The sequence below is a fragment of the Endozoicomonas numazuensis genome (assembly GCF_000722635.1).
Classification (GTDB): domain Bacteria; phylum Pseudomonadota; class Gammaproteobacteria; order Pseudomonadales; family Endozoicomonadaceae; genus Endozoicomonas_A; species Endozoicomonas_A numazuensis.
Genome location: NZ_JOKH01000016.1, coordinates 1 through 13,946, shown reverse-complemented (window position 1 = coordinate 13,946; position 13,946 = coordinate 1). Strand labels below are relative to the sequence as shown.

The 13,946-nt window shown below is 47.0% G+C and carries 12 protein-coding genes; 5 read left to right on the top strand and 7 right to left on the bottom strand.

The window, feature by feature from the left end; genetic code table 11:
- Nucleotides 1-255: 255 nt before the first annotated feature.
- On the top strand, nt 256-567 hold the full coding sequence (gene sugE, locus GZ78_RS26755; RefSeq protein WP_034843357.1) for a quaternary ammonium compound efflux SMR transporter SugE: 312 nt from the start codon (nt 256-258) through the stop codon (nt 565-567).
- A gap of 129 nt (nt 568-696) precedes the next feature.
- A complete protein-coding gene (locus GZ78_RS26750) occupies nt 697-2,088 on the top strand; it encodes a hypothetical protein (RefSeq protein WP_034843354.1) in 1,392 nt (463 codons plus the stop codon).
- Between the two features lie 119 nt (nt 2,089-2,207).
- Here GZ78_RS26750 and leuS read toward each other — a convergent pair whose 3' ends face one another.
- From leuS to GZ78_RS26710, 7 genes are all read right to left on the bottom strand, one after another.
- The gene (gene leuS, locus GZ78_RS26745; protein WP_034843365.1) at nt 2,208-4,805 is read right to left on the bottom strand and encodes a leucine--tRNA ligase; all 2,598 of its coding nucleotides are present in this window, start codon (nt 4,803-4,805) and stop codon (nt 2,208-2,210) included.
- 567 nt (nt 4,806-5,372) lie between these two features.
- Nucleotides 5,373-5,873, bottom strand: coding sequence for a protein disulfide oxidoreductase (locus GZ78_RS26735; RefSeq protein WP_034843350.1), 501 nt, complete (start codon nt 5,871-5,873; stop codon nt 5,373-5,375).
- 90 nt (nt 5,874-5,963) lie between these two features.
- Nucleotides 5,964-6,530, bottom strand: a complete 567-nt coding sequence (locus tag GZ78_RS26730; protein WP_034843346.1) for a DUF4202 domain-containing protein — start codon at nt 6,528-6,530, stop codon at nt 5,964-5,966.
- 101 nt (nt 6,531-6,631) lie between these two features.
- Nucleotides 6,632-7,153 carry a flavin reductase family protein gene (locus GZ78_RS26725; protein ID WP_034843362.1) on the bottom strand — a complete coding sequence of 174 codons (522 nt, stop codon included), beginning with the start codon at nt 7,151-7,153 and terminating at the stop codon, nt 6,632-6,634.
- Between the two features lie 158 nt (nt 7,154-7,311).
- Nucleotides 7,312-7,629: an SCP2 sterol-binding domain-containing protein gene (locus GZ78_RS26720; RefSeq protein ID WP_034843343.1), complete on the bottom strand. Its 318-nt coding sequence runs from the start codon at nt 7,627-7,629 to the stop codon at nt 7,312-7,314.
- Between the two features lie 186 nt (nt 7,630-7,815).
- Entirely contained in the window at nt 7,816-8,214 is a 399-nt protein-coding gene (locus GZ78_RS26715) for an MAPEG family protein (protein WP_081870076.1), read from the bottom strand.
- Between the two features lie 63 nt (nt 8,215-8,277).
- Nucleotides 8,278-8,580, bottom strand: a complete 303-nt coding sequence (locus GZ78_RS26710) for a LysR family transcriptional regulator (protein ID WP_034843338.1) — start codon at nt 8,578-8,580, stop codon at nt 8,278-8,280.
- A 372-nt stretch (nt 8,581-8,952) separates the two neighbouring features.
- Between GZ78_RS26710 and GZ78_RS26705 the strand changes: the two genes are divergently transcribed.
- The 3 genes from GZ78_RS26705 (at nt 8,953) to GZ78_RS26695 (ending at nt 13,809) form a co-directional block, all read left to right on the top strand.
- Nucleotides 8,953-9,849 (top strand): 1,4-dihydroxy-2-naphthoyl-CoA synthase, encoded by an 897-nt coding sequence (locus GZ78_RS26705; RefSeq protein ID WP_034843336.1) that lies wholly within the window; start codon nt 8,953-8,955, stop codon nt 9,847-9,849.
- A gap of 565 nt (nt 9,850-10,414) precedes the next feature.
- Nucleotides 10,415-12,433 carry a PQQ-binding-like beta-propeller repeat protein gene (locus GZ78_RS26700; RefSeq protein WP_034843334.1) on the top strand — a complete coding sequence of 673 codons (2,019 nt, stop codon included), beginning with the start codon at nt 10,415-10,417 and terminating at the stop codon, nt 12,431-12,433.
- A gap of 398 nt (nt 12,434-12,831) precedes the next feature.
- Complete coding sequence (locus GZ78_RS26695; RefSeq protein ID WP_051786599.1) at nt 12,832-13,809, top strand: 2-dehydropantoate 2-reductase; 978 nt, start codon at nt 12,832-12,834, stop codon at nt 13,807-13,809.
- The last annotated feature ends 137 nt before the right edge of the window (nt 13,810-13,946 follow it).

Here is a 13,946-nt window from a genome sequence, read left to right as displayed (position 1 = left end):
CTGACCGAGAATAGTGGTCAAGAATAAAATTCAGTAGAACGAGGCCATTTTTTCGATAAATTTGTGCGAATAGTGGGCCTATTCAATCAAATTTATCGGAAAAATGGGCCGTTCTTTCTGGATTTTAGGCCGACCTGCCTATTCTCGGTCAGGCTCCTAGTTTGCTGTTCGTTTGATATACTTCTGACAAAATGTAAGGACGACCTTACCTTTCCACCTTCCAACGGGGACGACCTCGACAACAGCGGTGCTGTTATGAACTGGTTTCTATTGATATTGGCTGGCCTGCTTGAAGTGGGCTGGGCCATTGGGCTGAAATACACCGAAGGGTTTACTCGTCCCCTGCCTTCAGTCCTGACGGTAGCGGCCATTATTCTGAGTATGGTTTTTCTGGGGTTAGCTCTGAAAACACTGCCTGTAGGAACGGCTTATGCTGTCTGGGTGGGCATTGGCATTGTTGGCACATTCTTATTGAGTGTCATTCTGTTTAATGAGCCAGCCAGCGCGCTGCGTATTCTCAGTGCATTAGTGATTGTGGCGGGTATTGCGGGACTTAAACTGACCTAAAACAGCTAAATGCCTGACAATCATGTTATCTGTAATAACAAAATACTGAATCTGCGTGTGTTTCTCTTGTCCAACGGTTGAAGAAGTTTTCTTCGGGTTCTATTTGGCATTGGGCAAGAGGTTTCCAGTATGTTTGGATCAGCTACGAATAAGTCACAGGCTCTTGAGTTACGAGAAGAGGTGGTGACGCCTGCCCTTCTTTCTGAAGATCCTCATTCTGACAGGGAAGAGACTTCAACCGGTGAGAAAATACATCACCGAAAAGTTGAACGGGCTGCGGTGTTTTCAGGTTCTGAAAGTCGTTTGGATACCCATGTATCTGAAGGTCTGGCTCGTCTTCGCAATTACCCTGAGCAGGAACTTCCCAGATTACTGGTGGACGGCACTCTTTTATGTCGGGAGCAGGGGGTTGATGCTTATGAGCAAAGAGAGCCGGGTTGTCTTAAAACCTTGATCAATGGTTGGCAATTCATTATCCAGAAGCTGAAAGAACTGAAGCCAGGTGCAGTGCCGGAAGTTGATCTGCAGTTTTTACTGGATCTGCATCGAATAGTGGCAGGTCATACCAGTAACTGTTTTAAAGGCGAGTTGTATTGTCCCATGCCTGCCGCCAATTTTTTTATTCCCTTGACCCATTATGATCACCCTGATTTCTGGTATTGCGATAAAGAAGGCATTCTGGAAGCGGATGAACTGCATCAGAAACATTGTGATCTGGCAGGGATCGCGAAGGATGATATGGCATCACGAGTACCTTTCTATTTGTATATCAGAGCAAGATCACTGTCCTTTCCTGCTTGTCTTCCATTAGAGGCAGACAGAGTTCTGAAGCTTTTAGAGTGCCACTCTGAGCCAGAAGCGTTTTATACGACATTGCATGAACAGTTAAGTCTAAAAAATGACTTAAAGCCTTTAGTTCAGCTGTTTTACAACTGCATGTTTAAAGCTTACAAGGCTGGGAATAAAAAGGTATTTGAAGGGATTACTGACAAGAAAGGTCAGCTAATAGTATTTTTTAAAATGTTTTATGAAGAGGCTCGAAAAAGTTTCAGTAGAGTGATTCATCGTTATACGGTACCCACTACGGTTTCAGAAAAGCTGGTAAAGCATACACTGGAAAGTTTGAATAATAGCCTGTCCAAGTGCATAGACAAAGAAGAGCTGTTCTCAATTATTACAAGCCATGTTGCCGAATTGGAACAGCTGCATTCGTTCAAATCTGTCAATGGAAGAACCTATACCCTACTCATGCAGTACTTGCTCATGGCGTATGGTTTTCCTCCCGCTACGCTTGAAATGCCAGAAATGTTCTCAATGTTTGGCAAGGCGAGAATGATAGAGGCTCTTAAAGAAGGTCTTAGGGATTCACAGCTTTTGGAGGCTAATGCTGAAAGTGGTCTGAAAGTTCAACTTCATGGTTACCTCTATGATCGCAATGACAGCAATTATGGCGGAGTGTGTCGGGAAATGAAAAATATGATCGATACAGAAACGGCAGAGCCAAAGCAGCGAGAACAATAAGCAGTGATTGAGGTCGTTAGAAAATACGACTGGTATGATGTGCAGCGAGAAAAGAATTCAAGATAAAAAAAGGCCAGCATTTCTACTGGCCTTTTTAAATTGTGACGGTCGCTAACTGGTCAGTTGGCGACAATATTAACCAGTTTACCCGGAACTACAATCACCTTGCGAATAGTTTTACCTTCGGTGAATTTAGTGACGTTCTCCTGCTCAAGTGCCAGCTTTTCAATGGCATCTTTATCCATGCCTGCTGGAACTTCCAGCTTTGCACGAACCTTGCCGTTGACCTGAATCACCATAATGATGGCGTCTTTTTCCAAAGCTGATTCATCCACTGCTGGCCAGTCAGCCTGAACAACAGGCCCTGCGTGTCCCAGAGCATTCCAGACACTGTGCATAGCGTGAGGAGCAATAGGTGCCAGCATCAGTGTGGAGGCTTCCAGGGCTTCACGCAGAACCGCACGACCCTGATCACTGGTGTCTTTGAATTTTGCAATTGCGTTGTTCATTTCCATGATGGCAGCAATAGCAGTATTGAACGTCAGACGGCGTTCGCAATCGTCAGAAACCTTTTTGATAGTCTCATGAGTTTTACGACGAAGGTCTTTTTGTTCTTTGCTCAGGGCTTTGCTGTCCAGAGCAGGAACATCACCAGTAGCAACATGCTCGGACACCTGCTTCCAGAAACGACGCAGGAATCGGTGAGCACCTTCAACAGCGCTTTCAGACCACTCCAGTGTCTGTTCGGGAGGCGCTGCAAACATGGTGTACAGACGAATAGTGTCGGCACCGTACTTGTCAATCAGCTCCTGAGGATCAATACCGTTGTTCTTGGACTTGGACATTTTGCTCATGCCCGCATGCTCAACGGCTTCACCGGTTGCTTTCAAGGTTGCTGTAATTAATCGGCCTTTGTCGTCCAGTTCAAAGTCAACATCGTTAGGCGCAACCCAGTGTTTCAGTCCTTTTTCATCCAGTGTGTAGAAAGTGTCGGCCAGAACCATACCTTGACACAGCAGCTTTTTGAACGGCTCATCACTGTCTACCAGTCCTGCATCACGCAGCAGCTTGTGGAAGAAGCGGGAGTAGAGCAGGTGCATAACAGCATGTTCAATACCACCAATATACTGGTCTACAGGCAGCCAGTAGTTGGCAGCTTTTGGATCCAGCATTTGATCATCTGATTGTGGTGAACAATAGCGAGCGTAGTACCAGCTGGATTCCATGAAAGTATCGAACGTATCGGTTTCACGGGTAGCAGCTTGACCGTTGTGAGTGGTTTTTGCCCACTCAGGATCTGCTTTGATGGGGGACTGAACGCCGTCCATCTCAACATCTTCTGGCAGCAGTACGGGCAGGTCTTCCAGAGGGACTGTTACTTCAGTACCGTCTTCCAGATAGCGCATTGGGATCGGAGCACCCCAATAGCGTTGACGGCTCACACCCCAGTCACGCAGACGATAGTTCACCTGCTTTTCGCCTTTTCCTTCTGCAATCAGCTTGTCAGAAATAGCATTGAAGGCATCCTGGAAAGTCAGGCCGTCAAACTCTCCGGAGTTGATCAGCTTGCCTTTCTCAGTGAAAGCTTCTTTGGAAAGATCGCATTCTTCGCCATTGACCGGTTCAATAACCTGTTCAATGGGCAGTTCGAAGCGGGTAGCGAATTCATAGTCGCGTTGATCGTGGCCAGGAACCGCCATGACAGCACCGGTACCATAATCCATCAGTACGAAATTGGCTGCCCAGACCGGTACTTCTTTACCGGTAATAGGATGAATGGCGCGAATACCGGTATCAACACCCACTTTTTCCATGGTGGCCATTTCTGCTTCGGTCACACCATTGGATTTGCACTCTTCTATGAAGGCGGCCAGTTTGGGGTTGTTGGCAGCTGCTGCTTTGGCAATCGGGTGCTCAGCCGCTACACCTACGTAAGTGACACCCATCAGAGTGTCTGGGCGGGTGGTGTAGATCTGGAATTCTTCGGGTGAATTTTCGATTGGGTTGGCCACCTTGAAGGTCATCTGAACACCTTCAGAACGGCCGATCCAGTTGCGCTGCATGGCTTTAACCTGATCGGGCCAGTCTTCCAGCTGATCCAGGTCAGCCAGCAGCTCGTTAGCATAAGCGGTGATTTTCACAAACCACTGAGGCAGCTCTTTACGCTCAACCAATGTGTCGCAACGCCAGCAACGGCCATCTTCTACCTGTTCGTTAGCTAGAACGGTGGCGTCATTTGGACACCAGTTCACAGAAGACATCTTCTTGTAAACCAGACCCTTTTCGTACAATTGAGTGAAGAACCATTGTTCCCACTTGTAGTAATCAGGCTTACAGGTAGCCAGCTCACGCTGCCAGTCATAACCGAAGCCAAGACGCTTCAGCTGACCTTTCATGTAGTCGATGTTTTCGTAGGTCCAGGGGGCTGGTGCGGTCTTGTTCTTGATGGCAGCGTTTTCTGCCGGTAGACCGAAGGCATCCCAACCCATGGGCTGCAGGACGTTTTTGCCTTGCATGCGTTGATAGCGGGAAACCACGTCACCAATGGTGTAATTGCGAACGTGGCCCATGTGCAGTCGGCCACTGGGATAAGGGAACATGGACAGGCAATAATATTTCTCCTTGCCGGCCTCTTCAGTGACAGCAAAGCTGTCGTTCTCTTCCCAATACTTTTGGGCCTCGGTCTCAATCTTATGCGGGTGGTAATGCTCTTCCATCATGGCTCTTTGCGAGAATCTGGATTTAAAGGGTTTTTAGGAGTCTGTCGTACTTAAGACAATTTAGGCCTGAATTCATCGAAAAACTGAGCCGTTCTACTGAGATTAATGCTCGAAAGCATAAGTCCGACAGATTCCTGACTCTGCAATTAATGGTTTGCACAAACGTACAAACTTACAGAGCGGAGGAAAATACTAGTGCTTAGTATAACCCCCGAAGGATACATGACTGAGGGCGATGGGGGTAGGGTTTTCATGAATTGTGAGAAGGGGGAGCGGGTGAAGCCAGATCAAAATTCTTTGACTCTGCTCTTAACTCGCAGCTTTGCAGGCTTCCTGCGTGCAAGACAAATATCAGTAAAATAGGGGCGCGAAAAAGCCATGTCTGGACATCTTAAAACGAAGGGGAGACCCTTTTTCTTCCTGTAGGCCAAAGGGGAAAAGTGCAGATATGCTGGATTATGGCTGCAATGCCAGAGCAGAGATTTTTTACAGAGTTTCAGATTGATCAGGGTCAAATACTGACCCTGAAACTTTATGAAGTCGTCTTTGAGCGGGCAAGCGTTTCTATTGATTCAGCCACAACCTTGCCAGTATTCCAGCCTTGGTTGTATAGCCAGTGGTGATCGACTTGATTTCACCCTTTCTGATAATGAAGATCGAAGGAGTGACGCTGACATTCCAGGCTTTACTGATAGAGCCTTGTAGATCATTAATGACCGGAAAGTTAAGGCCTTTGACGTTGAGGTATTTTGCCACTCTTTCATTATCGCCAGACGCTAATGCAACGGTGACTACCTGATAATCATCCGACAAATCGCTAACGGTAGGGCTGACCCAATGGCAAACTCGGCACCAGCTGGCCCAAAAATAAAGAAGGACAGGCTTTTGTTCAGACAGTTTGTAGAGGTCGACTTCTTCCCCGTTAACAGGCATTGCACGCAGTTCGGGAGCCATACCAGAAGGCATGTCTTTTTGCAGATAGACGTTATATGTCGTCATGACTGCAGCACCGATTAGCAGGGTGAAAAAGGCTTCCCTAATGAATTTGCCGAGACGTTTGCTCATTGAAGTCCTGAGTTTTGAGTAAGTGCCGGGAACCTGTCGGATTTAAGCGTTCGAACATGAAATTGTCTTAATTCCGGCAGGCTCCGCGTATCAAGCCAGTGCTTTCTGGATCAAACTCAGCGCTTCAGCCGGTAGATCCAGAGCAAGGGCTTCCTGGTGAGCCTGTTCTGACATTTTGGCCCAGGTCTTCTGGACTATACGAATAACTTTCTCTTCCGGATGCTTCTCAGCAAAATTAAGGAAGTCTGTTTCTATAAACACCAGGCAAGCACAATCTTCCAGTGTCTGGGTTTCAGTATTACGTTTGATACCCAACTTACGAATGATGCTCTCGGTCTGCTGGCAGCTTTCTTTACTGTAGCCCTGAGTTTGCATGATCTCTACTGCTTTTCGAGCATGCAGTTTACCCAGCTCCGTCCGCCACTTGAGGTAGCCCGGTCGATCCATGGGAAACTCTGAGCGTGGGATTTCCCAGCGACACAGGTGCTGACTGCGTACAGCAATGTTCAGCTCGTCAGAGGCATCAGCGTTTAATTTCTCCAGCCATGCGGACATATTTTCTGCATAGATGAGTTCTTTTGCCTTACCTTCGACGGTTTCTGGATCTTGTGCATGCAGCGCATCAATGGCTGCCAGGGTTTGCTGTATACGGCTCATGGGCTTCTGTTGTTCTTGTTGGTGGGAAGAAAGTTTTGTACTAACGGGTCAGGGTTATTGCGGAGCACAGGTCGTTAACCTGAACTCCGAAATGCCTTTTATCAGGCAGCTGTCTCTGCTTCTGGCAGATTGACTAAAGTACCGTACTGCTGCTGGGCATAGATCAATGGAGTTGATCCTGGAGAGAGGCGAATCTCCCGGACATGACCAATACAGATATGGTGAGTGCCAGACTCATTAATTTCCTGCAGTTCGCAGACGACATTGGCCAGGGCTCCATCCAGCATGGGGGTTCCAGACTGAGAAGGTGTCCAGCATCCTGCTTCCTGAAATCGCTGCTGTCCCTTGGCTCCAGAGCGCCCGGCAAAGACGTCTGAAACCGCTTGCTGCTCTGAGTTCAGGACATTGATGCAGAAAAAACCACTGGCCCTGATCTCAGATAAAGCCTGCACATCTTTGTGAATACATACCAGCATTGAAGCAGGTTCCATCGATAAGGAGCATACGGCTGTTGCCGTAAGACCATTACTTGATTCGCCATGTTGGGTGGTGATGACGTTGACGGATGCTGCCAGTTCCTGCATGGCCTGTCTAAAGTTCAGAACCAGAGACTGATCACTCATTGACTGCTCTCCTGTTACCCTCGGCCTTTGAAGGGAACGTATGAAATAAAATGGTGACACAGTGTTTATGTCAGATTGAGTACTATGATACCAATCTGGCGGAGAGGTCGATAGTGAGGGGAGAGAGACCTGCCGATGTCTTCAGCAGGTCAGAGTGGTCATTCGTTGTGGAAAAAGTCGTTTAGCTTGGTAGCCAGCATCATATTGCCTTCAGTACGAATCTTTCCGGTCATGAAAGCCTGCATGCCATCCAGTTCGCCGGTCATGATACCGACGAAAGATTCGCTGTCTGTGATCATTGTGACACTGGGATCTTCACTGGCACCTTTAATAACACGACAAGTGCCATCATCAATAGCGATGTGATACGTTTCCCCATCAGTAATATCAAACTGAAAAATGAGCTGTTGTCCTACTGCAGTAGTGGCATCAAAACGGCTGGTTATTTCATCGAAGATTTCTTGCACCGTGGCCATTATTATAACTCCGTAAGAATTTTCCCGGGGGCTCTTCAAGCTGGTCAGGCTTTCAATGTCCTATATGATTTCCAGCGATCATATCTGATTTTTACATAAAGCTCTCATAGATATTACTTTGATTTACATTCTTTCTGAGCTTATGGGAGGGGTTGGCTGTCAGTCTGGAAAGCCCTCCCTAAAGGGTCAGCTCATTAGACTTAACACATTAATGATACTGCGGATCATCATGTACCAGAGAGCGGCTGAAGCAACGATATAGGCAGCAAATCGAAGGTTTACATTATTAAAGGTGCATTGAACAAAACTGTGTAAAACCCTGAAGCCAAGGAAAATGTAGGCAGCGTATAAATAGCCTGTGTCGACTTGAGAGGTCAGGTAAAGATAAATGCACAGTGCATAAAACAGCAGGGGAAGTTCAACCAGGTTTCTCAGGTTATGTCCCGGCGCGCAAACAGGGTCTGGAACCATCGCGTTGAATTTGTCAGGTGAAATGGCTCGTTGTGGATCTATGTTATTGGCGGTCATATACACCAGCCTTTGAATAAACATATAAATCCAGACTATGAACGTAAGTAGCATCATTCCAAGAAATGGAATGAATATAGAGTCCTGAGTCACAGCTAAATCCTTATTTTATTATTATTATCATCCATCAATGCCTCTGGAAGCTTTGCTCAAGTCTGTTATTTCTTCCTTGATGGCAGAAATACAACGCTTGACCAATACAGGTGGTTGATGTCCAAAGGCGTGAATAGCATACACAGGAACCGATGAAAATGTATACTCCGGCAAAATGTTAACCAGCTGACTTTTTTCCTGTAATGGAGCACATAAAAAGTCTGGAATCAGGGCTACACCTGCCCCCGCTTTTGCCAGGGCTGCCTGACTGATCGAGCCGCTTTCAACGATCTGTACAAACACGGCCATATGGCGAAGATATTTCATCATATTGTTTGAAAATTCAGAACAGTCTTTTCGAAATTATCCGGTTTTTCATAGCGCATAGACAGAGCTATGCTTCAGTCAGTTCGATGAAACATTAGGATGAACAATGCCGGTGGTGTCATTCATAAAGAACTGTGGGTGCTTCAGGCTGATGGTCGGGCCCTGTTGAGAGAAGATGACTTTGAAGCCAAGGGCTGATTGTTCGGTACAGACAGTTTGCCTGAGTGATATGGGCGACCTATGTCTCCATCTACATAGCTTTTTTCAGTGGCGTTAGTTTCTATGTAAATTACGTACTGGCGCAGTTCAGCTCTTGTGCGACAATTGTTCACTATAACTCTTTGTCGCTTTGGCATTCGTGTTTCGGGAGGTCTCATGGTTTCTGAAATTTTCAACCCTGATCATTGGCAGCAAGTGGATGGCTTTGTGTTTGAAGACATCACTTATCACCGGGCCAAAAATCAGGGTACAGTGAGAATTGCCTTTAACCGACCTGAGTGCCGCAACGCGTTTCGGCCCAGAACAGTCGATGAACTGTTTCAGGCGCTTGAACATGCGAGAATATCCAGCGATGTTGGCGTTGTCATACTGACAGGGAATGGCCCATCACCCAAAGACGGTGGTTGGGCTTTCTGCTCAGGGGGAGATCAGCGTATTCGTGGCAAGGATGGCTATAAATATGAAGGTATGCCTCAGGACGAAGTAGATCCTGCTCGTTTGGGGCGTTTGCATATCCTTGAAGTTCAACGGTTGATACGTTTTATGCCCAAGGTTGTCATGGCGGTTGTACCCGGTTGGGCCGCAGGTGGTGGGCATAGCTTGCATGTGGTTTGTGATCTGACACTGGCGTCTGCAGAGCACGCCGTTTTCAAACAAACAGATCTGGACGTGGCCAGCTTTGATTCTGGTTATGGATCTGCCTATCTGGCCAAAATGGTGGGGCAAAAGCGGGCTCGTGAAATCTTTTTTCTGGGGCTGGATTATTCTGCTCAGGAAGCCTTTGAAATGGGCATGGTTAACAAGGTTGTGCCTCACGCCCGATTGGAAGAAGTGGCCCTTGAGTGGGCAGGCATGATTGGCGAAAAATCTCCTACAGCGGTTCGTATGATGAAATTTGGCCTGAATATGACCGATGACGGCATGGTTGGTCAGCAGCTGTTTGCAGGTGAGGCTACTCGTTTGGCTTATGGAACGGAAGAAGCCAAAGAAGGCAGGGACTCCTTTCTGGAGAAGCGACCCAAAGACTTTTCTCGTTTCCCCTATCACTATTGAGGCTGGGTTAAATCGTGTGTCTGTAGTTTCGGAGGGGGGGCGAAGTCTAACAGGTAGTCACCAATGCCGAGTATCGGCATCCATGCAGTCATCACACTATTAAGATCAGATAAGCTCAGATAAGCTCAGAATCAACAGCCGCTTTATGAAGCTGGCTAAAGAGAAAAAGCTTTAATACCTCCTTCCGACAATCTAATAGTTATGAAGTTTTCAACTAGCCCAAAAGGGTTAACCGAAGTGCTGGTAGGTATAAACGACAATATTTAGGTATCTGTACTTATATTTTGGTTTAAGTCATGTGTATTAATCTGTAGCCGCGCAGCGAGGGAAACTCTTCTGGAAGCAGCGTCTACCAAGACCTGAAAATATTAAGAGTCTTGCTGGTCAGATGGTTCAATCATGCATGCCTGTAGATTTTTTGCAGGTAGATGAACAAAAAGAACAACGTAGATTGAGTCTGGGTGCATATGGAGATCCAGACTGGTAGAGCCGGAAGATTTGCCATTTTATCGGTTCTGTCGACTCAGGGAAATAACAAAAACGTTAAGTAGTACTGAGAAAAAAAATGAAAAAGAAGTTATTGGCTCTCGCAGTTTTAGCAGCCTCTACCGGTGTCATGGCTAGTGACACTATGATTGAAACACCTCGTGTTGGTGTCTATGCCGACACAGAATGGGCTACCGCTCACGGTGGTCCAAGAAACGACGACTACATTTCGTCGATCAAGGAACTGCCTCGTTACTACGAGCAGTCTGCAGAAGTTCTGGAAGGAGCGGCGGTTCTGTTGGGCCCTACTCGTGGACCTAATGGTGACTTTTACGCAACGACTGCACTGGACAAAGGGCAATCTAACCTGACTGCATTTGATGGCGAAGGCAATATCAAATGGCAGACGCCACCTTGGCAGGGTGCTGATGACTTTGATCCAGGTGGCGTTATCGCTGCTCCAGTGGTTGACAACAATGGTAATGTTTACATCAGTGATGCTAACCAGATGTGGTCGTTCTCTGCTGAAGGTGAAGTAAGATGGGTAACCCCTCTGCCTGAGCCAACTGTTGATGTTGACGGAGTTTTTGATGGGCTGAACCTGGGTATGGAAGCAAACTCCATTACCAACCCATTCTTTACTATGCCGGTTAATGGCGATGAATCTACCGCTTATGTAGGTGGTATCACCATGTTTGGTGACGTCATGATTTTTGATCGTGAAACCGGTGAGCGTGTGGCTGGGCCAGTCAATATGCCTGGTGAGTTTGAGACCCATGTTCTGTCTCCGGCACCGGGTGCGATGAGTCCTCCTTATGTAGCTGAAGGCTGGGGATCGGTTATCTGGACCTACTTCCACGGCGGTGTAGAGTCTGCAAACGTACCAGCGGTACATCCTGAAACAGGAATGATCTACGCGACCGGTACTTCCAGCAAGACTTATGGCGATGGTGCGGTTCATGGTTTCACTTTTGACCCTGAAACCAAGAAAATTGAATTTGTTTATGAAGCTCAAATGGGACCCGGTAGTGGCTCAAGCCCTGCAATTTCCAGCGACCTGAAATACATGTATGCCAGTGATGCTGATGCCACACTGTATAAGTTCAAGACCGACTCGGATAAAGAACCGGTATGGACAACAGACGTAGCGGGTCGACCTGCTTCCGCTTCTTTGGGTGGTCCGGGTGATGACAAGATCTATGTATACGACGAACGTTATGTCTATGCAGTACAGCCTGATGACAAAGAAGTAGCATGGAAAATCGACATGCTAGAATTCGCCAAAGACTTGCTGCCTGAGAGCCCAATTGATGATCCTCAGATCTGTGGCTTCAGTGGCTTCCACAACGGTATCGTAGTAAGTACTGCGAATGAACTCCTGATTACGGGTGTTCTGGGTTACGAGTTTGGTCTGACGGGTTGCCCAACCACTGATGCGGGAGAAGGTGTTGCTCAGACTGAAGGTGGCATGGTTATTCCTACCGCACAGATCCAGGGTGTATGGGCTGTAGATCCTAAGACAGGTGAAATTCTGCGTGACGGTCAGATGATTCCGGCTGAAGACACTAACGAAGCGTTCACCGTTCCAACTACCGATGGCTACTTACTGATGGATCGTGGTGTACTGAGCTCTGGTATTAACAAGGCCTTCTACCCGCTGACACAGGCCAAGTTTGGCGATGACAACAAGCCGATTGCGCCACAGGGTGGTATCGAAGTTCTGCAGGGTAAAGATGATATCAAGATCACTGCAGCCATCTCTGGTCGAGTGATGTTTGATGAGTCCTTTGCTAAAGAAGACTCTACCCTGCGTCTGGAAGGCAAGGGCAACAAAGGCAAGCTGGAACTGAAAGGTGAGGCTGAAGGTAAGCGTGATGTTACTTACAAGGTGAACATCAAGTCTAACAAGAATGGTCGTGATGTCGATGGCGACATCGAAATCAAGAAGGATAAGAAAACTATCCACAAGATCAAGATTGGCAAGGCACGCTTCAATGACCGCAGTGTAGAAGGCTACGGTGTTGACAAGAAGACCGGTAAGAAAGTGAACTTCTACATAGCTGACTGGAGAGCTTCTGGAGAAAAAGGCGACAAGTAACAGTTATCCACTGTAGCTTGCTTGCACAGGCCTGCTGATTATCCTCAGCGGGCCTTTCTTGTTTTTTAAGAGAAGGATTTTTTGGCCTGGCACTTGCTGAGGTGTTCATGCTCATCTTTTTATCCCCATCGCATTTTCTAACTACACTATTGCGCTGGTTAGCTGAACATAATTCCAGTGTTGGAACTCCTCGCAATAGCTAGCTATTACTCGTCATTCTGTTTTGGTCTTATGTCCGGCTTGCCATGCTCATTACGGTAGCTAGAAAATGCAATAGGTATTACAAAGTAACGAGACTTCATGGAATTAACCAATATAAACAACAGTAGTCGGGTTGATTTTATAGAGTCGGCTTTTTAGAGTGTTAACTGGTGTTTTAACAGAGAGCATCTTCCAGGATGGAGCAATTCAAGAGTGAAGGTATAACGATTCTGGGGGCCGGCTGCATAGGCTGCTATCTGGCGGGCCTTTTCATGGCTGAATCGATCCCCGTGCGAATGATCGGTAGGGAGTGGTTTGCCGACGAGTTATCCAAAAATGGTCTTACTGTCGCCCAGACAGATGGCAGCCACCATTCGTTTTCCCCCGATGTCATTGATTTCCATACCGATCCTGAAGCGATTAAAGGCAGTCGCCTAATTTTGCTCTGTGTAAAACATTCAGGGTTAGAAGAAGCTGCAACACAAATTAAAAAGTATGCCCCACAAGCAACCGTCATCAGTTTACTGAATGGACTGAACAGTGCAGAACGTTTGAAAAAGTATTTGCAGCCGGAGCTTGTTATTGCCGGGCTTGTCGCTTACGGGGTGACTTATCTCCAGCAGGGCGTCTTCAAGAAAACCAGTGAAGGTTGTCTGCATCTTGAGGCTCATGATGCTCTGAAACCCTGGTTGCCGGCACTGGACCAGGCGTTGGGCAAAAGCCGTCTGCACGATGACATTCTCTCTGCACAGTGGAGCAAGCTTCTGCTAAACCTGAATAACTCGATCAATGCCATGAGTGGCGTGCCTTTAAAAGCGCAGTTGCAACAGAGACGTTATCGAAAGCTTTGGGCTAATTGTATGAATGAAGGACTTTCGGTAATGAAAAAAAATGGCCTCAAGCCCGTTAATATTGGCACCGCGATTGCTCTTGAAAATATGCCATTTGTTCTAAAACTGCCCGACTTTTTATTCAAGCTGGTAGCGGCAAGAGCTCTGAAGATTGATGACAGAGCGAGAATGAGTATGTGGGCTGATCTCCAGAGAGGCCGGGTAACAGAAGTGGACGAATTGAATGGTGAAGTACTGAAGTACGCCCATAAGTTTGGTATCAAGGCCGTTGCTAATCAGAAAGTGTATGACGAAATCAAGCGTATGGAAAAAAAGGCTCAGTAATTCACCAGAGGGATGGCTTGCTGCATATGAATGTGCCAGGGGCTAGTGCCTGAATAAATGGAAATAAGTTCAGGAAGTGTCTGGACTTTAATTTTCATTTCACTGCCATGAACCGAAAGATAACTAGGAGGCTGACC

Excerpts from the sequence above, each read along its gene's own strand:
- sugE (WP_034843357.1), top strand. The coding sequence starts at position 256 with ATGAACTGGTTTCTATTGATATTGGCTGGCCTGCTTGAAGTGGGCTGG.
- leuS (WP_034843365.1), bottom strand. The coding sequence starts at position 4,805 with ATGGAAGAGCATTACCACCCGCATAAGATTGAGACCGAGGCCCAAAAG.
- GZ78_RS26700 (WP_034843334.1), top strand. The coding sequence starts at position 10,415 with ATGAAAAAGAAGTTATTGGCTCTCGCAGTTTTAGCAGCCTCTACCGGT.
- GZ78_RS26710 (WP_034843338.1), bottom strand. The coding sequence starts at position 8,580 with ATGATGAAATATCTTCGCCATATGGCCGTGTTTGTACAGATCGTTGAA.
- GZ78_RS26730 (WP_034843346.1), bottom strand. The coding sequence starts at position 6,530 with ATGAGCCGTATACAGCAAACCCTGGCAGCCATTGATGCGCTGCATGCA.
- GZ78_RS26705 (WP_034843336.1), top strand. The coding sequence starts at position 8,953 with ATGGTTTCTGAAATTTTCAACCCTGATCATTGGCAGCAAGTGGATGGC.
- GZ78_RS26735 (WP_034843350.1), bottom strand. The coding sequence starts at position 5,873 with ATGAGCAAACGTCTCGGCAAATTCATTAGGGAAGCCTTTTTCACCCTG.
- GZ78_RS26750 (WP_034843354.1), top strand. The coding sequence starts at position 697 with ATGTTTGGATCAGCTACGAATAAGTCACAGGCTCTTGAGTTACGAGAA.
- GZ78_RS26715 (WP_081870076.1), bottom strand. The coding sequence starts at position 8,214 with ATGATGCTACTTACGTTCATAGTCTGGATTTATATGTTTATTCAAAGG.
- GZ78_RS26720 (WP_034843343.1), bottom strand. The coding sequence starts at position 7,629 with ATGGCCACGGTGCAAGAAATCTTCGATGAAATAACCAGCCGTTTTGAT.
- GZ78_RS26725 (WP_034843362.1), bottom strand. The coding sequence starts at position 7,153 with ATGAGTGATCAGTCTCTGGTTCTGAACTTTAGACAGGCCATGCAGGAA.
- GZ78_RS26695 (WP_051786599.1), top strand. The coding sequence starts at position 12,832 with ATGGAGCAATTCAAGAGTGAAGGTATAACGATTCTGGGGGCCGGCTGC.